Below are 22,838 nucleotides of genomic sequence, written 5' to 3' on the forward strand. Positions count from 1 at the left end.
ACCCCGTGGCCAACCCGCCGAGCAGCGACACCACCACCGACTTCGGAGCCAACGAGTGGCTCGTGGAGGAGATGCGTGAGCAGTTCGACCAGGATCCGGGATCGGTCGAACCGTCCTGGAGACGCTACTTCGAGAAGGGCGAGACGGGCCCTGGCAGCAACGGCTCGGGGCCGTCCGACCGCGCGCAGGACGGCGCGTCCGGCGCGCGGGACCGGGCGGGCAGCAATGGCTCGGACCCGGCACGCGGCTCCACCGAGACCCGCCCGGCCCCCTCCTCCGGACCGAAGGTGGCGCCGGCGCCACCCCGCAGGTCCTCCGGTGCCCGCGGGACCGGCACGACGTCCGGGAGCGGCACCAGCGGCGCCGACGGGCCCGGGAAGAAGGACACGTCCGGCAGCACGACGGACGAGGCGTCCGGCACCGCGGACGCGACCGGGGGCACGCAGCACAAGAGCGCCCCGTCGACGGAGGGGTCGGGCGAGTCCGGCGCCACGGACGAGAGCACCAGCACCAACCAGAAGGCACCGATGTCCCGCGAGGCACCCGCCCCGAAGAAGACCGGCCCCCAGGAGGAGGTCACCCTCACGCCGTTGCGGGGAGCCGCGGCCCGGGTGGTCTCCAACATGAACAGCTCGCTGGAGGTGCCGACCGCCACGAGCGCCCGCAACCTGCCGGCCAAGCTGCTCATCGACAACCGGACGGTCATCAACAACCACCTCGCCCGCAGCCGCGGCGGCAAGGTGAGCTTCACCCACATCATCGGTTACGCCATGGTCCGGGCGCTGCGCGCGATGCCGGCCATGAACAACGGCTTCGCGCAGGAGAACGGCAAGCCCCAGCTCGTCGAGCCCGCCCACATCAACCTCGGCCTGGCCATCGACGTGCCGAAGCCGGACGGCACCCGGCAGCTCCTCGTGCCCAGCATCAAGAGCGCCGAGGAGATGAGCTTCTACGAGTTCTGGAGCGCCTACGAGAAGGTGGTGCGCAAGGCCCGCGACGGCAAGCTCACCCTCGAGGACTTCCAGGGCACCACGATCAGCCTGACCAACCCCGGCGGGATCGGCACCCTGCACTCGGTGCCGCGGCTCATGCAGGGGCAGGGGGCCATCATCGGCGTCGGGTCGCTGGACTACCCGGCCGAGTGGCAGGGCGCCGCGACCGAGCGCATCCTGGCCAACGGGGTCAGCAAGATCCTCACGCTGACCTCCACCTACGACCACCGCATCATCCAGGGTGCCCAGTCGGGGGAGTTCCTCAAGATCATGCACCAGCTGCTGCTGGGGCAGGAGGGCTTCTACGACGACATCTTCACCTCGCTGCGGATCCCCTACGAGCCGATCCGCTGGAACCCGGACATCGCGGCCACGCACGACGACGACATCTCCAAGCCGAGCCGGATCCAGGAGCTCATCCACGCCTACCGGGTCCGGGGCCACCTCATGGCCGACACCGACCCGCTGGAGTACCGGCAGCGCCGGCACCCCGACCTCGCCATCGAGAACCACGGCCTCACCCTGTGGGACCTCGACCGCGAGGTCCCCACCGGCGGGTTCGGGGGCAAGCCACGGCTGAGCCTGCGCCGCATCCTCGGGATCCTGCGCGACACGTACTGCCGCACGGTCGGCATCGAGTACATGCACATCCAGGACCCCGAGCAGCGTGAGTGGTTCCAGAAGAAGCTCGAGGTGCCCTTCGAGAAGCCGGCCCCGGCCGAGCAGCTGCGCATCCTGCGCCGCCTCAACGCGGCGGAGGCCTTCGAGACCTTCCTGCAGACCAAGTTCGTGGGGCAGAAGAGGTTCAGCCTCGAGGGTGGCGAGTCGGTCATCGCCCTGCTGGACAAGGTGCTCAACCGTGCGGCGGACGACGGCCTCACCGAGGTGACGATCGGTATGCCGCACCGCGGCCGGCTCAACGTCCTCGCCAACCTCGCGGGCAAGTCCTACGGGCAGATCTTCCGCGAGTTCGAGGGCAAGCAGGCGGCCGGCTCGGTCCAGGGGTCCGGCGACGTGAAGTACCACCTCGGCACCGAGGGCGAGTTCACCACCGAGGACGGCAAGACCACGCGCGTCTACCTCGCGGCCAACCCCTCGCACCTGGAGGCGGTGAACCCGGTCCTGGAGGGCATCACCCGGGCCAAGCAGGACCGTCTGGTGCGCGAGACCGACGCCGACCTCAGCACCGTGATGCCGGTGCTCATGCACGGTGACGCGGCCTTCGCCGGACAGGGGGTCGTGCTGGAGACCATGCAGATGTCCGAGCTGCCGGCCTACCGGACCGGCGGGACGCTGCACGTCGTCATCAACAACCAGGTCGGCTTCACCACCGCCCCGCAGCACTCCCGCTCCTCGGTCTACTGCACCGACCTGGCGCGGACCGTGCAGGCACCGATCTTCCACGTCAACGGGGACGACCCCGAGGCCGTGGTCCGGGTCGCCGAGCTCGCCTACGAGTTCCGTCAGAAGTTCGGCAAGGACGTCGTCATCGACCTGGTGTGCTACCGGCGCCGCGGTCACAACGAGGGGGACGACCCCTCGATGACGCAGCCGCTGATGTACGACCTCATCGAGGCCAAGCGCTCGGTCCGCAAGCTCTACACCGAGTCGCTCATCGGTCGCGGCGACATCTCGGTCGAGGACGCCGAGGCGGCGCTGCGGGACTACCAGCGCCAGCTCGAGAACGTCTTCACCGAGACCAAGAAGGCGCTCAAGGGTGAGAGCGACGACGGCGGGGGCGGGCTGGAGCGACCGCACGCCCAGGAGGAGGGCGACGCGGCGGCCCGGCCGCGACCCACCGCGATCTCCGACCAGGCCGTCCGGGACATCGGGGACGCCCTGGCCTCCCCGCCGGAGGACTTCACCGTCCACAGCAAGCTCGGCAAGCTGCTGTCCTCCCGTCAGCAGATGACCCGCGAGGGCGGGATCGACTGGGCCATGGCCGAGCTCATCGCGTTCGGCTCCCTGGTCACGGAGGGCACCCCGGTCAGGCTGGTCGGCCAGGACAGCCGACGCGGCACCTTCGTGCAGCGGCACGCCGTGCTGACCGACAAGGACACCGCCTCCACCTGGACGCCGCTGGACCATCTCACCGACGACCAGGCCCCCTTCGAGGTCTACGACTCCCTCCTGTCCGAGTTCGCGGCCATGGGCTTCGAGTACGGCTACTCGGTGGAGAAGACCGACGCGCTGGTGCTCTGGGAGGCGCAGTTCGGCGACTTCGCCAACGGCGCGCAGACGGTCATCGACGAGTTCATCAGCTCCTCGGAGCAGAAGTGGGACCAGCGCAGCTCGGTCGTGCTGCTCCTGCCGCACGGCTACGAGGGGCAGGGGCCGGACCACTCCTCCGCCCGCATCGAGCGCTTCCTGCAGCAGTGCGCCGAGGACAACATGAGGGTGGCCTACCCCTCCACCCCCGCGTCCTACTTCCACCTGCTGCGCTCGCACGCCGTCGCGCGGCCGCGCCGTCCGCTCGTGGTCTTCACCCCGAAGGCCATGCTGCGCCTCAAGGCGGCCGCGAGCGCGGTCGAGGACTTCACCGAGGGCACCTTCGAGCCGGTGCTGCCGGACCGGGTGGAGCTCGACAAGGCCGCCGTGGACCGGGTGCTCATCGCCTCCAGCAAGCTCGTCTACGACCTGGAGGACGAGCGCACCAAGCGGGAGGACCAGCGGACCGCGATCCTGCGGGTGGAGCAGCTCTACCCCGTCCCCGGCAAGCAGCTGGCGGCGCTCACCGAGCAGTACCCCGACGCCGAGCTCGTCTGGGTGCAGAACGAGCCGAAGAATCAGGGGGCGTGGCCGTTCATGGCCCTCAACCTGCCGGAGGCGCTGCACCAGCACGGTGAGGAACGCCCGTTGCGGGTGGTCAGCCGCCCGGCCTCCGCCTCGCCCGCGACCGGGTCGGCCAAGGTCCACGCCGTCGAGCAGGCTGCCCTGCACGACGAGGCCTTCTCCCGGCGCGCATGAGCACGGCCACGCACGTCCCGGCACCCCTCCCCGAGGGCATGTCGGCGTCGACACCGACCGAGACGGACCTGGACGACCTGGTCCGGCTGTTGCGCCGGCACGAGCGCGAGGCCCGGGGGTGGCCCGGGGCGCAGAGCGACTCGGTCCGCGCCGAGGTGAGCGGTCGGGGCGCGAGCACCCACCGTCACGAGATGGTGCGGGACGCCGACGGCACCGCCCGCGCGTGGCTGAGCCTGCACGACCGGGCCGCCGGGCGGGTCCTGGTGGGGGTCACGATCGACCCCGACCTGCCGGACGAGCAGGCGGACCCGCTCGCGGACTGGGCCTTCGACCGCGTCCAGGAGCTGGGACGCGAGCTGCTGGAGGAGCGCGGTATGCAGCGCACCCAGCTCGACTCCGGCGCCTTCGCCGACGACGAGCGCCAGCAGCGGTGGTTGCGGGCGGCCGGTTACGAGCACGTCCGGGACTGGTGGCAGATGACCCGTCCGGTCGACCCGGCCGCGGACGACGAGGCCCCCGAGCTGCGTGAGGGCGTCCAGATCTTCCGGGTGCGCCAGGACGAGGGCGCCGGGATGCCCGACGAGGACGACCTGCGGGCGGTGCACCTGGTCCTGGAGGAGTCCTTCGCCGACCACTTCAACTCCTACCGGGAGACCTTCGAGGAGTTCGTGTCGCGGTTGCGCGAGGACCCCGGCCACCGCTGGGACCACTGGTGGCTGGCCACGGTGGACGGTGAGCCCGCCGGAGCGGTCGTCGCCTCCATCAGCCGAGGCAGCATCGGTGCGGACGGCACGGCGTCACCGGACAGCTCCTACATCGACTACATCGGGGTGCACCGCCGGGCCCGCGGCCGCGGGGTCGCCAAGGGCCTCCTGCGGACCGTCGTCGCGGATGCCGCGGCCCGGGGCCGAACCTCGGTGGGCCTAGAGGTGGACGCCGACTCCCCCACCGGCGCCGACGGGCTCTACCGGTCGATGGGCTGGGAGACCCGCTACGTCACGCAGTCCTGGCACCGCATGGTCACCCTCGACGCGGAGGCAGAGCAGTGAGCCCGGCCGACCAGGGCGGACGCGTCGAGCTGGAGTACGCCCCCAGCGCCGACTTCCAGGTCGCCGACGGACCTCGTGACATCGGCCTGTGCTTCATCGGCGACGGGTTCGTCGCCGGCTACGGCGACCCCAAGGCCCTCGGCTGGGTCAACCGCGTGGTGGGCCGGACCGACCGGGGCGGGACGGACACCGACATCACCAGCTACAACCTCGGGGTCCGGGGCGCCAGCTCGGCCGACGTGATGAACCGGTGGCGGGGCGAGTGCCCCGCCCGGTGGCAGGGTCGCGGTGAGCGGCGCCTCGTCATCGGCGTCGGGGCGGAGGACGTCGACCAGGGGATCACCACCGCACGCTCCCGGCTCAACCTGGCCAACGTGCTCGACGAGGCGAGCTCGACGGGCATCGCGACCTTCGTCGTCGGGCCCACCCCCACCCTGGACGCCGAGGTCAACGCCCGGCTCCAGACGCTCGCCGATGCGCTGGCCGACGTGTGCTCGCGGCGGGGGGTGCCGTTCGTCGACTGCTTCACCCCGCTGCTCGGTCACGACCAGTGGCAGTCCGACCTCGCCGCCGGCGACACCGTCCACCCCGGCCAGGCGGGGTACGGGCTCATGGCCTGGCTCGTCCTCAACGGTGGCTGGGCCACCTGGCTGCAGCTGGACGGCTGAGCCCCGGACGCGCCGCCGGTCCTCGGGCGGTGCCGCGCCGGAGGGCGGAGGGGGTCAGAGCCCCTCGAGCCAGGAGCGCGCCTCTGCGTAGGCCTGCTCGTCGGCGTGGACGGGCACCGGTCGGGTCTGGCCGTCGGCCCGGGGGTAGGACCCCAGGAACCGCACGTCCCGGCAGGTGCGACGCAGCCCCAGCAGGGCCTCGCCCATCCGGGGCTCGGAGAGGTGGCCATCGGCGTCGATCCAGAAGCAGTACTCCCCCAGTCCTTCCCCGGTCGGACGGGACTCCAGCCGGGTGAGGTCGATCCCCCGCACGGCGAACTGCTCGAGCAGCTCCAGCAGGGCCCCGGGCCGGTTCTGCCAGATGAGCGCGACGAGGGTCGTGCGGTCGGCGCCCGTGGGCGCGGCCGCCGGGGCCTCGTGCCGCAGCACGACGAAGCGGGTGAGCGCACCGGCCCGGTCGGCGATGTGCTCGGCCAACCGGTCCAGGCCGTAGGACCGGGCGGCCTCGGCGGAGGCGATGGCCGCGTCGTAGGTCCCCTCGGCCACGGCCTGCGCGGCCCGGGCCGTCGACGACTCCGGCACGAGCTGCACCTGTGGCAGGTGCCGGGCCGTCCAGTCCCGCGTCTGGGCGGCCGCGTGGGGGTGCGTGGCCACGACCCGCACCTCGTCCCGCGTCGTCCCGGGGCGGGCCAGCAGGTCGAACTGCACCTCGACGAGCACCTCCTCGACGATGCGCACCCGGTCCTGGTCGAGGAGGGCCTGCAGGGTCGCGGGGACCGACCCCTCGACGGAGTTCTCGAACGGCACGACGGCGGCCTGGGCCTGCCCCGACACCAGTCGCTGCACGGCCTCGGCCACCGTCGGCACCGGCGTCGCCTCGTGCTCCTGGCGGACGTCCCACTGCCGCACCGCCTGCTCGGTGAAGGTGCCGGCCGGGCCGAGGTAGGCGATGCGCGAGGTCACCCCCGGAACCCTAGCCGAGCGCCGGTCAGTAGGCCCCGCTGTCCGTGCTCACCACCACGCGCGCCGTGCGCCACATGATCATGAGGTCCAGGATGGGGTTCCAGTTCTCGACGTAGTAGAGGTCGAGGCGGACGGCCTCGTCCCAGGACAGGTCGCTGCGCCCGCTGATCTGCCACAGCCCGGTCATGCCCGGTCGGACCAGCAGCCTGCGGTGCGTGTCCTCGGCGTACTCCGCCACCTCCCGCGGCAGCGGCGGCCGCGGCCCGACGAGGCTCATCTCGCCGCGCAGCACGTTGAGCAGCTGCGGCAGCTCGTCCAGGGAGTAGCGACGGATGAAGGCGCCGACCTTGGTCACCCGCGGGTCGTGCTGCATCTTGAACAGCGGACCCGCACCCTCGTTGGAGGCGGTCAGGTCGGCGAGGCGCTCCTCGGCGTCCAGCACCATGCTGCGGAACTTGAACATCGAGAAGCTGCGGCCGTCCTGGCCCACCCGCTCCTGCCGGAACAGCACCGGGCCGCGGTCCTCGATCTTGACGGCCAGCGCCACGGCCAGCATGACCGGGCCGAGGAGCAGCGTGACGGCCAGCGCGGCCAGCCGGTCCATGACGTTCTTGAGCACCCGCTCGGGGCCCACGAAGCGTGGAGCCTCGACGTGGATGAGGGGCAGCCCCTGCACCGGGCGGGTGAGCACCCGCGGGCCGGCGACGTCCATGATGCCCGGCGCGACGACGAGGTCGATGTCGGTGGCCTCCAGGGCCCATCCGAGCTGGCGCAGACCGGTCGTGCCCAGCCCCGCCGAGGAGGAGACGGCGACGACGTCCACGTGGTGCTCGAACGCCTTGAGCAGCACGTCCGACTCCGGCCCCAGCACCGGCACCCCGGCGACCTCGCCGCTGGCGTCGTCGACGCAGGCGCCGAGCACCTGGTACCCGGCGTCCGGTGCGCGTCGCAGCGCGCCGACGAGCCCGGCGACGTGGTCGGCATCCCCCACGAGGATGACCCGGTCGGAGAGCTCGCCGCTCTTGCGCCGCGCGACGAGCCAGCGCCGCGCACCCCAGCGGCCGGTCAGCAGGAGCAGCGTGCCCAGGGGGTAGGCGAGCAGCACGAAGCCGCGGGCGAACTCGATCTGGAAGGCGAACCCGAGGATCGCCAGCACGGCGAACACCCAGGTCGACCCCTGGAACACCTGGCGGTACTCCTGCACCCCGTGCCCCACCGTGCGCCCGTCGTAGGCGCGTTGAATGTTCAACGACAGCACCCACGCGACGACCAGCCCCAGCGCGACATAGCCGTAGCCGATGCTGAGCCCGCCCACCGACTGCTCGTCCAGCCCGAAACGGGTGACGTAGGCGACCAGCACCGCCGACGTCACCAGCACGAGGTCGAGCGCCTTGAGGGTGCTGAGGTAGCCGCTGAGGTAGCGGCGTGCCCGGTGCGGAGCCTTGCGGCCGCCGTTCGGGAGGTTCTCGGAGTGCCTGAGGGCGTCCGGGATGACGAACGGTCGCGCCTCGAACACACGGGACACCGCGGTGTCCTGCGAGTCCCTGAAAGTTGTCCCTGATGCTGTGCCTGTGATCACGGTCACGGGAGATTTCCGTCCTGTCCCTGCGCGAAGAATGCTCTCCCCAGAGCAAATCTCCTTGCCAAATCTTTACCTACTTCACAGTTAAGCACTGAACTGGCAGAACGTCTACCCCTAGGGCCCCCGATGTTTGCCTCCCCGACCACCGCAGGTCGCCTGCGGGTAGAGGGGGCACCCCCTCGTGCGTCCCCTCCGTGGCCTAGGTTAGCGCCCGTGCCCACGACCCGGAAGCGTCCTCGCCGGCTCGGCCTGGCCCGCGTCTCGGGCAGCTCGATGTCGCCCACCCTCGACGCCGGGGACACCCTCCTCGTCCTGCACGGGGCGCGACCCCGCGTCGGCGCGGTCGTCGTCGTCACGCTGCCGGCCGACGTGCGGGGCACGCCCCGGCCGATCGCGGTCAAGCGCCTCACCTCGGTGCGCCCGGACGGCGCGCTCTGGGTCAGCTCCGACGGCACCGGCACCGACTCCCGCCAGCTGGGGCACCTGACTCCCGGCGCGCTCCTCGCGGTGGCCCTGCTGCGGCTGCCCCGGTGGCGGCCGCCGCGACCACCACGGCTGCTGCGGCGGGCCGCTCAGTCCTGACCGAGCGCCCTGGTCAGCGCGGGGAGGACGTCGCGGACCTGCTGCTCGAGCGCGGCATACACCTCGTCGGACCGGCGGTAGGGGTCCACGAGACCGGCGGACGAGGGGCGTCCCACGACCCCTCGCTGCGCCCGGGCCGAGCGGGCGAGCCCCGCCAGCGCCTCCGCCGGGTCCTCCCACCGCGGCCGGTCCTCGGCCGGGACGGCGTCCGCCAGGGCGGCGAACTCGTGGACCGTGAAGGTCCGCCGCAGCGCCCTCGGGTCGAGCCGCACCACGTCCGAGCGGTGCTCGGGCGTCGCCGTGAGGACGAGGTCCGCCCCGGCCACGACCTGGTCGGTGAGGGACCGTGCCGCGAAGCCCTCGGGGTCGCCCCCCAGCCGCCGGAGCAGCTGCGCGGATCGGTCGTCCATGGCGGAGCCCACCAGCGCCCGGGTGCCGGCCGAGCGGACCGCCACGGCACCCGGCCCGTGGGCCGCGTCGACCTCCCGCTGGAGCAGCCGCTCGAGCAGGGGGGATCGGCAGACGTTGCCGGTGCAGACCACGAGGACGGTCGGGGGCGGGGCCGCGGTCACGGGCCCTCCAGCACGCCGCCGGCCCACCGGGGACCTCGGCCCCGCATGACCGCCCGGCGCGCCTGGTCGTGCGCCGCCTCGCTGCCGGACCGCTGCAGGAGCACCTCCAGCCGGTCCTGGGTCAGCACCTCGGCGAGTCCCTCGCCCCACTCGACCACGGTGACCGAGTCCTCCAGGGAGGCGTCGAGGTCGAGGTCGTCGAGCTCGGCGCCGTCTCCGAGCCGGTAGGCGTCGACGTGCACCAGGTCCGGCCCCCCGCTCGTGGAGGGGTGCACGCGGGCGATGACGAAGGTCGGCGAGGTCACCGGGCCCCTCACCCCCAGACCCTCCCCCAGGCCCTGGGTGAGGGTGGTCTTCCCGGCGCCGAGGTCCCCGGTGAGGACGACGAGGTCGCCGGCCCGCAGCAGGGCGCCCAGGCGGCGGCCGAGCGCACGGGTGTCCTCGGCGTCGGGCAGCTCGACCTCCTCGCTCACCGTCCGGCCTCCCCGACGTGCCGGCGCGGCAGCCGGGGCCCGAACCTGCTGACGATCTCGTAGCTGATCGTGCCGGCCGCGTCCGCCCACTCCTGCGCCGTCGGTGCCCCGTCGGCGTCGCCGAGGAGGAGAACCTCGTCGCCGGCCGCCACCGGGACGTCGCCGACGTCGACGACGAACTGGTCCATGCAGACGCGCCCGGAGACCCGGAAGCGCCGCCCGGCCAGCTGCACCGGCCCGGTGCCGGAGGCGTGGCGGGGCACCCCGTCGGCGTACCCGAGGGGGACGTCGACCACGGTGGTCGCGTGGTCCGGGGCGTAGGTGTGCCCGTAGGACACGCCCTGCCCGGCGGGGATCCGCTTGACCACCGCCACCCGCGCGCTGACGCTCATGGCCGGACGCAGCCCCAGGTCGGCCGCGGAGGCCAGCTCGGGGACCGGCGACAGGCCGTAGACCGCCAGTCCGGGGCGGACCATGTCCCAGGCCGCGGCCGGCGTGGTGAGGGTGGCCGCCGAGTTGCTCAGGTGGCGGACCTCGAGGTCCAGCCCGGCCCGTTCGGCGAGCCGCACGGCGTCGGCGAAGGCCTCCTGCTGCGCCCGCACGGTGGGGTGCTCCGGGGCATCGGCGTAGGCGAAGTGGGAGAAGACCCCCACCACCCGGATCGCCCCCTCCGCGCTCAGCGCCGCCGCGTGCCGGACGAGCGCCTCGAAGTCCGTGCGGGGGTCACCGGGCTCGACGGGGAGGGCGAAGGCCCCGCCCCGGGAGAGACCAGTGTCGGCCTTGAGCTGCACCTGCGCGGTCCGGCCCGAGCGGCGGGCCGCCGCCGCGAGCAGGTCGAGGGCCCAGGGCGCCGAGGCCGCCACCTGGACGTCGGCCGCCAGCAGCGCGTCCGCGTCCACCGAGGGCGTCAGCAACCAGCACAGCAGCGGCGCCGCCACCCCCGCCTCCCGCAGGGCCAGCGCCTCGGCCGGCTGCGCGACCCCCAGGGCCACCGCTCCTCCGGCGAGCGCCGCACGGGCGCAGGGCACCAGGCCGTGGCCGTAGGCATCCGCCTTGACCACCGCCATGACGCCCGCGGACCCGGCGTGGCCGCGCAGGACCCCCACGTTGTGCGCGACGGCGTCCAGGTCGACCGTGACCTGCGCCGGCCACGGGGAGGGGCCCGCGTCGCTCACGGGGACATCACCTGGGCGAGCTGGCTCATCAGGCTGCCCTCCACGGCGGGGGCGGGGCGCTGCGCCACGGCGGCGGCGATCCGCCCGCCCAGCTCGCCGGTGCTCGCCCCCATCCCCGCACCGGCCAGGGCCGGAAGGTCGCCGAGCACCTGCGCCGTCGCCCCCTCGACGGCGGCGGCAGCCTCCCCCTCGCCCAGGTGGCCCAGCATCATGGCGAGCGAGAGGCAGGCACCGGCCGGGTTGGCCCAGCCGCGCCCGGCGATGTCGGGGGCCGAGCCGTGCACGGGCTCGAACATGCTCGGCGCCTGGCTCCCGAGGTGCAGGTTGCCGCTGGCGGCCACCCCCAGACCTCCCTGCAGGACCGCCCCGAGGTCGGTGACGATGTCCCCGAAGAGGTTGTCGGTGACGACCACGTCGAACCGCTCCGGGCTGACCGGGAGGTACATGCACATGGCGTCCACGTGCACGTAGTCGGTCTCGACGTCCGGGTAGCGCCGCCCGACCTCCTCGACGGCCGTTGACCACAGGGCACCGGCCTCCACGAGGACGTTGGTCTTGTGGCACAAGGTCAGCCGGCCCCGACGGACCGAGGCCAGGCGGAAGGCGAAGTCGACCGCCCGCTCCACGGCGTACCAGGTGTTGACCGACTCCTGCACGGCCGTCCAGGCGGGCGTCCCGCGGTGCACCGCGCTGCCCTGGGCGACGTAGGAGCCCTCGGTGTTCTCCCGGACGACGACGAGGTCGCACCGCTGCGGCGTGAGCCCGGCGACCGGCGTCGGCACCCCGGGGTAGAGCCGGACCGGGCGCAGGTTGACCGCCTGCTGCATCGCGCCGCGCAGCGCGAGGATGATCCCGCGCTCGAGGACCCCCGGGGGCACCTGGGGGCTGCCGATGGCGCCGAAGAGGATGGCGTCGTGGGCCCGCAGCCGCTCGACCATGTCCGGCGTCAGCAGCTCACCCGTCCGCAGGTAGTGCTCGGCCCCGAGCGGCACGTCGGTGCGCTCGGTGGTGAAGCCGAAGGCCTCCTGCGCCGCGTCGAGGACCTCCAGGGCCGCGGCGGTCACCTCGGGGCCGACCCCGTCACCGGGCAGGACTGCGATGGAGTGGGTGCGCATGAGTCGTCGGACCTCCGTGACGTCACGTCAAGGGATGGGCTTACAGTGGCGTCATTGTCTCGCACCGCCCCCACCAGCGAAACGGAAGGGTCGACCCATGTCCGCGTCATCCGGGCTGACGATGGCCGAGAAGCTCTGGGCCCAGCACGTCGTGCGCTCCGCCGACGGCGAGCCCGACCTGCTCTACATCGACCTGCACCTGGTCCACGAGGTGACCAGCCCGCAGGCCTTCGACGGGCTCCGGGAGAAGGGGCGACCCGTGCGTCGGCCCGACCTCACCCTGGCGACCGAGGACCACAACGTGCCGACGACGCTGGGCCCGGTCACCGACCTCACCTCCCGCACCCAGCTGGAGGCCCTGCGCACCAACTGCGCGGAGTTCGGGATCGTCCACCACGAGCGGGGGCACCGGGGGCAGGGCATCGTCCACGTCATCGGGCCCGAGCTGGGGCTCACCCAGCCCGGGATGACGATCGTCTGCGGCGACAGCCACACCTCCACCCACGGCGCCTTCGGTGCGCTCGCCTTCGGGATCGGCACCTCCGAGGTCGAGCACGTGCTGGCCACCCAGACCCTGCCGCTGCGGCCGTTCCGCACCATGGCGATCACCGTCGACGGGCAGCTCCCCGAGGGCGTGGGGGCCAAGGACATCATCCTGGCCGTCATCCACCGGATCGGGACGGGTGGGGGCCAGGGCTACGTCCTGGAGTACCGCGGGTCGGCCATCGAGGCGCTGTCGATGGAGGGCCGCATGACGATCTGCAACATGTCCATCGAGGCGGGAGCCCGGGCCGGCATGGTGGCCCCGGACGAGACGACCTTCGCCTACCTGCGGGGACGGCCGCACGCCCCGTCGGGCTCCGACTGGGACGCCGCCGTGGCCGCGTGGCGGGACCTGCGCACCGACGACGACGCCGTGTTCGACGCGGAGGTCGTCATCGACGCGGCCTCGCTCACCCCCTACGTGACCTGGGGGACCAACCCCGGACAGTCCGTGCAGCTCGGTGAGGCCGTGCCCGACCCGGCCGCGGCCGGGGACGACGACGCGCAGGACAGCGCCCGCCGCGCCCTCGACTACATGGGCCTCGAGGCCGGCACGCCCATGCGCGAGATCGCCGTGGATGTCGTCTTCCTGGGCTCCTGCACCAACGGGCGCATCGAGGACCTGCGCCTGGCCGCCGACGTCCTGCACGGCCGCCGGGTCGCCGAGGGGGTCCGCATGCTCGTCGTGCCCGGCTCGCACGCCGTGCGCCAGCAGGCCGAGGAGGAGGGCCTCGACACGGTCTTCACCGACGCCGGGGCCGAGTGGCGGTTGGCCGGGTGCTCGATGTGCCTCGGCATGAACCCCGACCAGCTCGCGCCCGAGGAGCGGTGCGCCTCCACGTCCAACCGCAACTTCGAGGGGCGTCAGGGGGCCCGTGGCCGGACCCACCTCGTCTCGCCCGCGGTGGCGGCGGCGACCGCGGTCCGCGGCACCCTGTCCTCCCCGGCCGACCTCGACCCCGCCCGCGAGCCGCAGGAGGTGACGGTCTGATGGACCCCTTCACCACGCATACCGGGATCGGCGTGCCGCTGCGCCGCTCCGACGTCGACACCGACCAGATCATCCCCGCCCAGTGGCTCAAGCAGGTCTCCCGCACCGGCTTCGACCAGGGCCTCTTCTCGCGCTGGCGCGAGGACCCCTCCTTCGTCCTCAACACCGAGCCCTACGCCCGCGGCTCGGTCCTCGTCGCCGGCCCGGACTTCGGCACCGGGTCCAGCCGCGAGCACGCGGTGTGGGCGCTGCAGCAGTACGGCTTCCGCGCCGTGCTGTCCAGCAGGTTCGGGGACATCTTCCGCGGCAACTCCGGCAAGCAGGGGCTGCTCACCGCCCAGCTCGACCAGGGTGACATCGAGCTCATCTGGAAGATCCTCGAGGCCGAGCCCGGCACCGAGATCACCGTCGACCTGCCCGCCCGCTCGGTCACCTGCGGGGACCTGGTGACGACCTTCGAGGTCGACGACTACGTCGCCTGGCGGCTGGAGAACGGCCTGGACGACATCTCCCTGACCCTCGGGCACGAGGAGGACATCTCGGCCTTCGAACGTGGCCGACCCTCCTGGAAGCCGACCGTCACGTCGGCCGTCGGCTGACCGACCGCGGGCGACGTCGGGCCCTCCGGTCCCCGTCCCCGAGGGCGGGCGGCGACGCGCCAGTCGCGTTGACACCCCGACCCCGGCGTTCCTAAGGTGGTCACACCTCGAGGGGAGTATTTCCCGAATGTCGCGTCGGTCATGACGCGGGGCCCATGCCCCGCTCGGCGTGCGCCCTGCCTCCCAGGGTGAAAGAGACCTCGATCCGCGCCGTCGTGATCGAAAGGTCCCCCATGACGCCCGTCCCCCTGGCTGCCGCCGCCTCCACCTCGTCCACCAGCATCGCCGACCCGATGCTGTGGGCGCTGACGCTCGGCGGCGTCGTGCTGCTGCTGGCCTTCGACATGGTCCTCACCCGTCGGCCGCACGCGGTGTCGATGAAGGAGGCCCTGGCGTGGTCGGCGTTCTACCTGGCGCTGCCGCTGCTGTTCGGGCTGTACGTCTGGCAGCAGTTCGGGAGCCAGACCGGGCTGGAGTACTACACCGGCTACCTCGTGGAGAAGTCGTTGTCGGTGGACAACCTCTTCGTCTTCATCCTCATCCTCACCGCCTTCGCCGTGCCCCGCGAGCTGCAGCAGCGGGTCCTGCTCATCGGCATCATCGGCGCGCTGGTGCTGCGCGGCGTCTTCATCGCGCTGGGCGCCGCGCTCATCGCCAACTTCGCCATCACCTTCCTCGTCTTCGGCCTCATCCTGCTGGCGACGGCGTGGAAGGTCCTCAAGGACGCCCGCGAGGACAGCCACGTGGAGGTGGCCAAGCTGCCCGCCGTCCGCCTCACCCGTCGCTTCTTCGCCGTCACCGACGACTACCGCGGCACCCGCTTCACGGTGCGCGAGGGTGGGCGCCGGGCGCTCACCCCCTTCGCCCTGGTGGCCCTGGCGATCCTCGGGACCGACGTCGTCTTCGCCGTCGACTCCGTCCCCGCGGTCTACGGCATCACCGGCGACCCCTACCTGGTCTTCGTCACCAACGCCTTCGCCCTGCTGGGGCTGCGCGCCCTCTACTTCGTCCTCGAGGGGGCCCTGGGCCAGCTGCGCCACCTCGGCTACGGGCTCTCGCTCATCCTCGCCTTCATCGGGGTCAAGCTGGTGCTGCACTGGGCGCACGGCGTCTGGGAGGGTGTCCCCACCGTCCCCACGCTGGCCTCGCTACTGGTCATCGTGGGCATCCTCGCGGTCACCGTGCTCACCAGCATCCTCGCCGAGCGCCGCGACGCGCGGAAGCGGGTTGACGCCGCGTCATCGTCATGAGCTAGAGTTCGGGACGATGACTCACCTGCTCCTCCTCGGCTGCCGCAGCGAGACCTCCTAGGTCCGGCCCTCGCTGCGGAGTCGCCGCTGTCCCGGACACCCAGCGCCCCAGCGAGAAGAGCCACCGATGAGCATCAGCACCGCCCCCTCACCCAGCGCCACGCGCTACCCCAACCCCCAGCAGCCGAGCGGGATGCCGGTCGGCCGCTACACGGCATACCCCGCCGTCGACCTGCCGGACCGCACCTGGCCGGGACGGACCATCACCGAGGCCCCGCGCTGGTGCGCGGTCGACCTGCGGGACGGCAACCAGGCCCTCATCGACCCGATGACACCGGACCGCAAGCGGCGGATGTTCGAGCTGCTGGTCCGCATGGGCTACAAGGAGATCGAGGTCGGCTTCCCGGCCGCGAGCCAGACCGACTTCGACTTCGTGCGCATGCTCATCGACGACGGCCTCATCCCCGACGACGTCGTCATCCAGGTCCTGACCCAGGCCCGGGAGCACCTCATCGAGCGCACCTACGAGGCCATCGCCGGCGCGCGGCAGGCCATCGTGCACCTCTACAACTCCACCTCCACCCTGCAGCGCCGCGTCGTCTTCGACGCCTCCGAGGACGAGATCGTCGACATCGCCGTGCGCGGCGCCCGGGCCTGCAAGAAGTACGAGGAGCAGCTGCCCCCGGGCACGGAGGTGTTCTACGAGTACTCGCCGGAGTCCTACACCGGCACCGAGCTGGAGTTCGCGGCGCGCATCTGCAACGCGGTCATGGAGGTCTTCGTCCCGAACGCGCAGGCCCCGGTCATCATCAACCTGCCCGCGACCGTGGAGATGGCGACGCCCAACGTGTATGCCGACTCCATCGAGTGGATGAACCGTCACCTGGACCACCGCGAGCACGTCGTGCTCTCGCTGCACCCGCACAACGACCGGGGCACCGGGGTGGCCGCGGCCGAGCTGGGCTACCTCGCCGGGGCCGACCGGATCGAGGGCTGCCTGTTCGGCAACGGCGAGCGCACCGGCAACGTGTGCCTGGTGACCCTGGGGATGAACCTCGTCAGCCAGGGCGTCGACCCGATGATCGACTTCTCCGACATCGACGAGATCCGGCGCACCGTCGAGCACTGCAACCAGCTGCCCGTCCCCGAGCGCCACCCCTACGGTGGCGACCTCGTCTTCACCGCCTTCTCCGGCAGCCACCAGGACGCCATCAAGAAGGGCCTGGAGGCCATGGAGCGCGACGCCGGCGCGGCCGGCACCGCGGTCGACGACTTCCGCTGGGAGGTCCCCTACCTGCCGGTCGACCCCAAGGACATCGGCCGCACCTACGAGGCCGTCATCCGGGTCAACAGCCAGTCCGGCAAGGGCGGCGTGGCCTACGTCATGAAGACCGAGCGCAAGCTGGACCTGCCGCGCCGCCTGCAGATCGAGTTCAGCCGGGCCGTGCAACGGCATACCGACTCCGCCGGTGGGGAGATGACCCCCGCCCAGATCTGGGAGTCCTTCACCCACGAGTACCTCGAGCAGAGCGGCCCCGTGGTGCTGCACGACTTCACCAGCACCCACGTCGAGGGCGAGGACGCCGACGTCCGGCTGGACGCCCGGGTGACCGCGGCCGGGCAGGACCACACGATCAGCGGCCACGGCAACGGCCCGATCTCGGCCTTCGTCGCCGGGCTCAACGGCCTGGGCATCGACATCCGGGTGCTGGACTACGCCGAGCACGCGCTGTCGGCGGGCGAGGACGCGCTGGCCGCGGCCTACGTGGAGTGCGCGGTGGACGGCGAGGTGCGCTGGGGGGTCGGCATCGACCCCTCGACGGTCCGGGCCTCCCTGCACGCGGTCTGCAGCGCGCTCAACCGGCCCCAGGCGTGAGGGCCTCCCGACGCCCGTGACGGCCCACGCCGCGCGCGGTCCTGGTCAGCCTCTGGCGGTCGGTCGGGCACGGTCCTGAATCCACGACGGGTCGGTCGTGCGCGGTCGTGGACCCCAGCGGGCCATGGGTGCGCACGGTAGGGGCCGCGACGGGTCGGTCGTGCGCGGTTGTGGCCCTCAGAGGGCCACCGGCGCACGGCCGTGGCGGTGAGCCCCTTGGCCGCCGAGCAGTGGCCCTCGGGACCGCCCCCAGCCGAGAGGGCCCCCGCAGGGTATGCCGTGCGCGGTCGTGGCCCCCAGAGGGCCAAAAGTGCGCACGGTGCTGGGCGGTAAGCCAGCCGATGCGTCGGTCGTGCGCGGTCGTGGCCCGTAGAAGGCCAAAGGTGCGCACGGTGCTGCGCGGTAAGCCGGCCGATAGGTCTCTCGTGCGCTGTCGTGACCCTCAGAGGGCCAAAGGTGCGCACGGTGCCGAACGGTGAGCCCCCTAGCCGCTGAGCAGTGGCCCTCGGGACCGCCCCCAGCCGAGAGGGCCCCGCAGCGTATGCCGTGCGCGGTCGTGGCCCCCAGAGGGCCACCGGCGCGCACGGTCCTGGGCGGTGCGACTCAGCCGCGGCCGTCGCCGAGGAGGGTCTGACCGTCCTCGGTGACGGTCCAGAAGGGGTTGTGGGCGATCTCCCACACGTGGCCGTCGGGATCGGTGAAGACACCGGAGTAGCCACCCCAGAAGCGGGTGCTCGCGGGGCGCAGCACCGTGGCCCCCGCAGCCTCGGCGTCCTTCATCTGCTCGTCGACGTCGGCGGTGGTGGGCAGGTTGACCCCGACGACCTTGCCGCCCCAGGAGTCGCCGCTGCCCGGCGTGTCCTCGGTGTCGGAGTCGACGTCGATGCCGGAGTCGACCGCGAGGGCGGCCCGCTCCCACAGCGCGACGACCATGCCGCCGGCCTGGAAAAAGGTGATGTGGTCGGGCGAGGGACCGGGCTCCCAGCCCAGGGCCTGGTAGAAGGCGCGAGCGCGCTCGAGGTCGCTCACCCCCAGGGTGACGAGGGACACACGCTGATCCATGACCTCAACCTAGCAACGTGGCCGACCCGGGCGGCAGCCCGCATCAGGCACACTGGAGGTATGCCGACGCCCGAGCCCGCGCAGGCCGCGCCCCGCGGGGACGTGTGCGCCGCCGTCGCCCTGCTCCGTGAGCGCGGGGACCGGCTGACGGGTCCGCGCCGCCGCGTACTGGAGGCGATGGCTGACCTGCCGGGCCACCCGGACGTCGCCGAGGTCCACGCGGCCGTCCAGGAGCGGGGGGCGACACACCTGGCGACGACATACCGGGCGCTGGAGCACCTGTGCGCCGCGGGCATCCTCACCCACGTGCACCTCGACCACGCCCCGCCGCGCTACCACTTCTCCGCGCGGGTCACCGGCACCGGACGCGAGCACGCCCACGCCGCCTGCCGCGGCTGCGGGGCGGTGCTCGACCTGCCGGCCGAGGTCCTCGAGCCGGCGCACCGGCACCTCGCGGAGCGGGGCTACCGGCCGCACCTGGGGCACACGGCGCTGTCGGTCACCTGCCCGGACTGCGTCCCGGGCTAGTCCCGCAGCAGAGCCGCGACGACGGGGGCGACCGCGTCGGCGACCGACGTGGCGCGCACCGGCCCGCCGGGGTTCGCGTGGGCGGCCGCGAGCCCGTGGACGAGCGCTCCGACGGAGCCGGCCTCGCGCGGCGGCAGCCCGGAGGCCAGCAGCGCGCCGCAGATCCCGGCCAGCACGTCACCGGCGCCGGCGGTCGCGAGCCACGGCGGTGCGTCGGCCTGGGTGCGGACCGGCACCGTGGGGTCGGGGTCGGCGACGACCGTGGTGGCCCCCTTGAGGAGCACGGCGGCACCGGTGGCCCGGGCCGCGCGCCGCGCGTGGCGGACGGGGTCGGCCTCCACCTGCTCCCGGTCCACGGGGTGCCCACCCAGCTCGGTGAGCAACGTCGCCAGCTCCCCGGCGTGCGGGGTGAGCAGCGTCGGTGCCTCGCAGCGCAGGTGCCCGGTGCGCTGCCAGTGCGCGAGCAGCTCCAGCGCCCCGGCGTCGACGACGAGGGGCACGTCACTGGCCAGCGCCTGCCGGAACCACTGGACCTGGCGGCGGTCCGAGGTCTCCCCGTCGCGCAGCGGCACCCCCGGCCCCACGACCATCGCCTGGATCCGGCCCTCGCCGGGCACCACCTCCGGGCACGCCGCGAGGACGAGGTCCTCCGCGCGCCCCGGCCCGAGGTAGCGCACCATCCCCACCCCGGTCTCCAGGGCCGCGGTGGTGCACAGGACGGCGGCGCCGGGGTACTCCGCGCTGCCCGCGACGACACCCAGGACGCCGCGGCGGTACTTGTCGTCGCCCGCGCCGGGGACCGGCCAGAGGCCGGAGACGTCGGCGGCCTCGAGCCGCTCCACCACCGGCGTCGCCCCCACCACGACCCCGATGTCGACCAGGGTCACCGCGCCGACCACCGCGGCGGTCGGCGGCAGCAGGTGGACCGGCTTCAGCATGCCGAGGGCCACCGTCTCGTCGGCGACCACGCAGTGCTCCGCCGCGACGACGCCGTCCGGGTCGGCGCCGCTGGGCAGGTCCACCGCGACGACGTATGCCGTCCCCGGCACCGCCTCCGCGGCCGCCCGCATGGCTCCGCGCAGGCCGGCACGACCCCCGATGCCGAGCAGGCCGTCCACCACCAGGGCGGCCGAGGACAACAGCTCGTGCACGGTCCGGGGCAGCTGCGCCGCGTCGGGGTCGACGTCGTGGACGGTCAGCCCGGCGGCCCGGGCCGCCTCCAGACCACCCGCGTGCAGCTGCCCGGCGATGCCGACCACGTGCACGTCCCGGTCCCCGCCGCCGGCGAGCAGCGCCGCGGCGTGCAGCGCGTCGCCGCCGTTGTCGCCCGGACCCGCGAGGACCACGAGCGTCCCTGCGCCGCGCTCCTCGTGGCGGGCCGCGACCACCTCGGCCAGACCGTGGGCGGCGCGCCGCATGAGCTCGCCGTCCGCGAGCCCTGCGCGCACCTCGTCCTCGGCCGCGCGGACGTCAGGGACGGCATACGCCCGGAGCATGTCAGTCTCCTCCCGGGAGCGGGGACGGGTGGGCCTCGGCGACGACCACGGCCGAGGCGACCCCGGCGTCGTGCGAGAGCGAGACGTGCAGGTGGGTGATGCCGAGCCGGTCGGCGCGCTCGCGCACCGTGCCCTGGGTGCGCAGGTGGGGTCGGCCGCTGCCGTCGCGCTCGACCCAGGCGTCGGTCCACCGCAGCCCCACCGGCGCACCGAGCGCCTTGGCCAGCGCCTCCTTGGCCGCGAAGCGCGCGGCCAGGGACTCCGCCCGCAGCCCGAGCTCGTCGGCCGTGAAGAGCCGCTCACCCAGGCGGGGATTGGCCTCGATGCGTGCGGAGAAGCGCGCGATGTCGACGACGTCGATCCCGACGCCGACGATCACCGGGCACCTCGCGCGGCGCGGACCGGCACGCCCCTCACCGGCCTACTCGACCGTGACCGACTTGGCGAGGTTGCGCGGCTGGTCGACGTCCAGGCCCTTGGCGGTGGACAGGTGCAGCGCGAAGACCTGCAGGGGGACCACCGTCAGCAGCGGCGCCAGCAGCGGGGAGGTGCGCGGGACGCGGATGACCTCGTCGGCGAAGGGCACGACGTCCTCGTCCCCCTCCTCGGCGATGACCAGGGTGCGGGCCCCCCGGGCCCGGATCTCCTGGATGTTGGAGACCACCTTGCCGTGCAGCCCGTGCTCGCTGTCCGGGGAGGGGACGACGATGAAGACCGGCTGGCCGGGCTCGATGAGCGCGATCGGACCGTGCTTGAGCTCGCCCGCGGCGAAGCCCTCGGCGTGGATGTAGGCCAGCTCCTTGAGCTTGAGCGCGCCCTCCATCGCGACGGGGTAGCCGACGTGGCGGCCGAGGAAGAGCACCGAGCGGGAGTCGGCCATGAAGTGGGCGATCTCCTCGACCCGGTCCATCGTCCCGAGCAGCGCCTCGATGTGGTCGGGGATGCCCTGCAGCTCGGCCATGACCTCGGCGGCGCTGCGGCCGTAGGACTCCCCGCGCAGGGCGCTGAGGTAGAGGCCGAGGATGTAGGACGCGGTGATCTGGGCGAGGAATGCCTTCGTCGAGGCGACCGCGATCTCGGGGCCGGCGTGGGTGTAGAGGACGGCGTCGGACTCCCGCGGGATCGTCGAGCCGTGGGTGTTGCAGATCGACACGGTCCGGGCGCCGAGCTCCTTGGCGTGCCGGACGGCCATGAGCGTGTCCATCGTCTCGCCGGACTGCGAGATCGACACCACCAGCGTCCGCTCGTCGACCACCGGGTCGCGGTAGCGGAACTCGTGCGCGAGCTCGACCTCGACGGGGATGCGGGTCCACCGCTCGATGGCGTACTTCGCGACCATCCCGGCGTAGGAGGCCGTGCCGCACGCGACGATGACGATCTTGGTCACGGCCCGCAGGTCCTCGACCGGGATGTGCAACTCGTCCAGCACGAGGTCGCCGTTCGCGTCGGTGCGCCCCAGCAGGGTGTCGGCGACGGCGCGCGGCTGCTCGTGGATCTCCTTCTCCATGAAGGTGTCGTAGCCGCCCTTCTCCGCGGCGGCGGCGTCCCAGGTGACCTCGTAGGTCTTGCCGTCGCTCGGCGAGCCGTCGAAGTTGATGACCGTGTAGGTGTCCGGGGAGATGGTGACGATCTGGTCCTGCCCGAGCTCCAGGGCCTGCCGGGTGTGCCCGATGAAGGCGGCGACGTCGGAGCCGAGGTAGTTCTCCCCCTCCCCCAGGCCGACGACGAGCGGGCTGTTGCGCCGGGCGCCGACGACGACCTCGGGCTGGTCGGCGTGCACCGCCAGCAGGGTGAAGGCACCCTCCAGGGTGCCGACGACCTCGCGCATCGCGTCGGTGAGGTCGCCGGTGCGGCCGAAGGACCGCTCGACCAGGTGCGCCACGACCTCGGTGTCGGTCTCGGAGGTGAAGCTCACCCCGTCCTCGAGCAGTCCGCTCTTGAGGGCGTGGAAGTTCTCGATGATGCCGTTGTGGACCAGCGCGAGCTTGCCGTCGGCACCGCCTCGGTGCGGGTGCGCGTTGGCGTCGGTGGGCCCGCCGTGGGTGGCCCACCGGGTGTGCCCGATCGCGGTGGCCGTCGGTGGCAGGGGCGCGTCGGCCAGCGCCTGCTGGAGGTTGGCCAGCTTGCCGGCCCGCTTGCGGGTCTGCACGCCGTCGTCCTCGACGACCGCCACCCCCGCCGAGTCGTAGCCGCGGTACTCGAGCCTGCCGAGCCCCTCCATGACCACGCCGAGGGCCTTCTCGCTGGTCCGTGGCCCGACGTATCCGACGATTCCGCACATGGGCTCCAGCCTACGTGCCCCGGCCCCCGCAGCCGGCATCCCCGGGCTCCGGCACGTCATACCGTCCGCCTTGG

General features: G+C 73.0%; 19 protein-coding genes. 9 read left to right on the forward strand and 10 right to left on the reverse strand.

Going from position 1 to position 22,838, the window contains the following annotated elements; genetic code table 11:
- Positions 1–5: 5 nt before the first annotated feature.
- From Q0967_RS01985 to Q0967_RS01995, 3 genes are read left to right on the forward strand one after another with little or no spacing between them, the layout of a single operon-like run.
- On the forward strand, positions 6–3,959 hold the full coding sequence (locus Q0967_RS01985; RefSeq protein WP_298748855.1) for a multifunctional oxoglutarate decarboxylase/oxoglutarate dehydrogenase thiamine pyrophosphate-binding subunit/dihydrolipoyllysine-residue succinyltransferase subunit: 3,954 nt from the start codon (positions 6–8) through the stop codon (positions 3,957–3,959).
- Positions 3,956–5,008: a GNAT family N-acetyltransferase gene (locus Q0967_RS01990; RefSeq protein WP_298748856.1), complete on the forward strand. Its 1,053-nt coding sequence runs from the start codon at positions 3,956–3,958 to the stop codon at positions 5,006–5,008. The genes Q0967_RS01985 and Q0967_RS01990 overlap by 4 nt, the downstream gene beginning before the upstream one ends.
- Positions 5,005–5,676, forward strand: a complete 672-nt coding sequence (locus tag Q0967_RS01995; RefSeq protein ID WP_298748857.1) for a GDSL-type esterase/lipase family protein — start codon at positions 5,005–5,007, stop codon at positions 5,674–5,676. Before Q0967_RS01990 ends, Q0967_RS01995 begins: the two co-directional genes overlap by 4 nt.
- A gap of 54 nt (positions 5,677–5,730) precedes the next feature.
- Here the strand turns inward: Q0967_RS01995 and pheA are convergent, their stop codons facing one another.
- Entirely contained in the window at positions 5,731–6,639 is a 909-nt protein-coding gene (gene pheA / locus Q0967_RS02000) for a prephenate dehydratase (protein WP_298748859.1), read from the reverse strand.
- 25 nt (positions 6,640–6,664) lie between these two features.
- Positions 6,665–8,164, reverse strand: coding sequence for a sugar transferase (locus Q0967_RS02005; RefSeq protein WP_298748860.1), 1,500 nt, complete (start codon positions 8,162–8,164; stop codon positions 6,665–6,667).
- Positions 8,165–8,434: 270 nt separating this feature from the next.
- Here Q0967_RS02005 and Q0967_RS02010 point away from each other — a divergent pair, with 270 nt between their 5' ends.
- The gene (locus Q0967_RS02010) at positions 8,435–8,803 is read left to right on the forward strand and encodes a S24/S26 family peptidase (RefSeq protein ID WP_298748861.1); all 369 of its coding nucleotides are present in this window, start codon (positions 8,435–8,437) and stop codon (positions 8,801–8,803) included.
- Here Q0967_RS02010 and Q0967_RS02015 read toward each other — a convergent pair.
- Genes Q0967_RS02015 through Q0967_RS02030 form a run of 4 tightly spaced genes read right to left on the reverse strand, consistent with a single transcriptional unit; the run spans position 8,794 to position 12,138 of the window.
- Positions 8,794–9,375: a low molecular weight phosphatase family protein gene (locus Q0967_RS02015; RefSeq protein ID WP_298748862.1), complete on the reverse strand. Its 582-nt coding sequence runs from the start codon at positions 9,373–9,375 to the stop codon at positions 8,794–8,796. The two genes, Q0967_RS02010 and Q0967_RS02015, sit on opposite strands and share 10 nt — an antisense overlap.
- Complete coding sequence (gene tsaE / locus Q0967_RS02020; protein WP_298748863.1) at positions 9,372–9,848, reverse strand: tRNA (adenosine(37)-N6)-threonylcarbamoyltransferase complex ATPase subunit type 1 TsaE; 477 nt, start codon at positions 9,846–9,848, stop codon at positions 9,372–9,374. Before tsaE ends, Q0967_RS02015 begins: the two co-directional genes overlap by 4 nt.
- Positions 9,845–11,023 carry an alanine racemase gene (gene alr, locus Q0967_RS02025; protein ID WP_299448913.1) on the reverse strand — a complete coding sequence of 393 codons (1,179 nt, stop codon included), beginning with the start codon at positions 11,021–11,023 and terminating at the stop codon, positions 9,845–9,847. Before alr ends, tsaE begins: the two co-directional genes overlap by 4 nt.
- Positions 11,020–12,138, reverse strand: a complete 1,119-nt coding sequence (locus Q0967_RS02030; RefSeq protein ID WP_298748865.1) for a 3-isopropylmalate dehydrogenase — start codon at positions 12,136–12,138, stop codon at positions 11,020–11,022. Before Q0967_RS02030 ends, alr begins: the two co-directional genes overlap by 4 nt.
- A 97-nt stretch (positions 12,139–12,235) precedes the next feature.
- Here Q0967_RS02030 and leuC point away from each other — a divergent pair, with 97 nt between their 5' ends.
- The 4 genes from leuC to leuA all read left to right on the forward strand — a co-directional run bounded on the left by leuC (position 12,236) and on the right by leuA (position 17,397).
- Positions 12,236–13,672, forward strand: a complete 1,437-nt coding sequence (gene leuC, locus Q0967_RS02035; RefSeq protein ID WP_298748867.1) for a 3-isopropylmalate dehydratase large subunit — start codon at positions 12,236–12,238, stop codon at positions 13,670–13,672.
- A complete protein-coding gene (leuD, locus tag Q0967_RS02040; RefSeq protein WP_298748868.1) occupies positions 13,672–14,271 on the forward strand; it encodes a 3-isopropylmalate dehydratase small subunit in 600 nt (199 codons plus the stop codon). Before leuC ends, leuD begins: the two co-directional genes overlap by 1 nt.
- 233 nt (positions 14,272–14,504) lie before the next feature.
- On the forward strand, positions 14,505–15,521 hold the full coding sequence (locus Q0967_RS02045; protein WP_298748869.1) for a TerC/Alx family metal homeostasis membrane protein: 1,017 nt from the start codon (positions 14,505–14,507) through the stop codon (positions 15,519–15,521).
- 127 nt (positions 15,522–15,648) lie between these two features.
- The gene (leuA, locus tag Q0967_RS02050) at positions 15,649–17,397 is read left to right on the forward strand and encodes a 2-isopropylmalate synthase (RefSeq protein WP_298748870.1); all 1,749 of its coding nucleotides are present in this window, start codon (positions 15,649–15,651) and stop codon (positions 17,395–17,397) included.
- 603 nt (positions 17,398–18,000) lie between these two features.
- On the opposite strand, the gene Q0967_RS02055 is transcribed toward leuA, so the two are convergent.
- On the reverse strand, positions 18,001–18,459 hold the full coding sequence (locus Q0967_RS02055) for a VOC family protein (RefSeq protein WP_298748871.1): 459 nt from the start codon (positions 18,457–18,459) through the stop codon (positions 18,001–18,003).
- Between the two features lie 60 nt (positions 18,460–18,519).
- Between Q0967_RS02055 and Q0967_RS02060 the strand changes: the two genes are divergently transcribed.
- The gene (locus tag Q0967_RS02060; protein WP_298748872.1) at positions 18,520–18,987 is read left to right on the forward strand and encodes a Fur family transcriptional regulator; all 468 of its coding nucleotides are present in this window, start codon (positions 18,520–18,522) and stop codon (positions 18,985–18,987) included.
- Here the strand turns inward: Q0967_RS02060 and Q0967_RS02065 are convergent.
- From Q0967_RS02065 to glmS, 3 genes are read right to left on the reverse strand one after another with little or no spacing between them, the layout of a single operon-like run.
- Positions 18,984–20,483, reverse strand: coding sequence for a bifunctional ADP-dependent NAD(P)H-hydrate dehydratase/NAD(P)H-hydrate epimerase (locus Q0967_RS02065; RefSeq protein ID WP_298748873.1), 1,500 nt, complete (start codon positions 20,481–20,483; stop codon positions 18,984–18,986). The genes Q0967_RS02060 and Q0967_RS02065 overlap by 4 nt on opposite strands.
- Position 20,484: 1 nt before the next feature.
- A complete protein-coding gene (locus Q0967_RS02070) occupies positions 20,485–20,862 on the reverse strand; it encodes a holo-ACP synthase (RefSeq protein ID WP_298748875.1) in 378 nt (125 codons plus the stop codon).
- Positions 20,863–20,904: 42 nt separating this feature from the next.
- Entirely contained in the window at positions 20,905–22,764 is a 1,860-nt protein-coding gene (glmS, locus tag Q0967_RS02075) for a glutamine--fructose-6-phosphate transaminase (isomerizing) (protein WP_298748876.1), read from the reverse strand.
- Positions 22,765–22,838 lie beyond the last annotated feature (74 nt).

This window comes from uncultured Serinicoccus sp. (genome assembly GCF_947500995.1).
GTDB lineage: Bacteria > Actinomycetota > Actinomycetes > Actinomycetales > Dermatophilaceae > Ornithinicoccus.

Excerpts from the sequence above, each read along its gene's own strand:
- Q0967_RS01990 (WP_298748856.1), top strand. The coding sequence starts at position 3,956 with ATGAGCACGGCCACGCACGTCCCGGCACCCCTCCCCGAGGGCATGTCG.
- Q0967_RS02045 (WP_298748869.1), top strand. The coding sequence starts at position 14,505 with ATGACGCCCGTCCCCCTGGCTGCCGCCGCCTCCACCTCGTCCACCAGC.
- glmS (WP_298748876.1), bottom strand. The coding sequence starts at position 22,764 with ATGTGCGGAATCGTCGGATACGTCGGGCCACGGACCAGCGAGAAGGCC.
- leuD (WP_298748868.1), top strand. The coding sequence starts at position 13,672 with ATGGACCCCTTCACCACGCATACCGGGATCGGCGTGCCGCTGCGCCGC.
- leuA (WP_298748870.1), top strand. The coding sequence starts at position 15,649 with ATGAGCATCAGCACCGCCCCCTCACCCAGCGCCACGCGCTACCCCAAC.
- Q0967_RS02065 (WP_298748873.1), bottom strand. The coding sequence starts at position 20,483 with ATGCTCCGGGCGTATGCCGTCCCTGACGTCCGCGCGGCCGAGGACGAG.
- Q0967_RS02060 (WP_298748872.1), top strand. The coding sequence starts at position 18,520 with ATGCCGACGCCCGAGCCCGCGCAGGCCGCGCCCCGCGGGGACGTGTGC.
- Q0967_RS02055 (WP_298748871.1), bottom strand. The coding sequence starts at position 18,459 with ATGGATCAGCGTGTGTCCCTCGTCACCCTGGGGGTGAGCGACCTCGAG.
- Q0967_RS02030 (WP_298748865.1), bottom strand. The coding sequence starts at position 12,138 with ATGCGCACCCACTCCATCGCAGTCCTGCCCGGTGACGGGGTCGGCCCC.
- leuC (WP_298748867.1), top strand. The coding sequence starts at position 12,236 with ATGTCCGCGTCATCCGGGCTGACGATGGCCGAGAAGCTCTGGGCCCAG.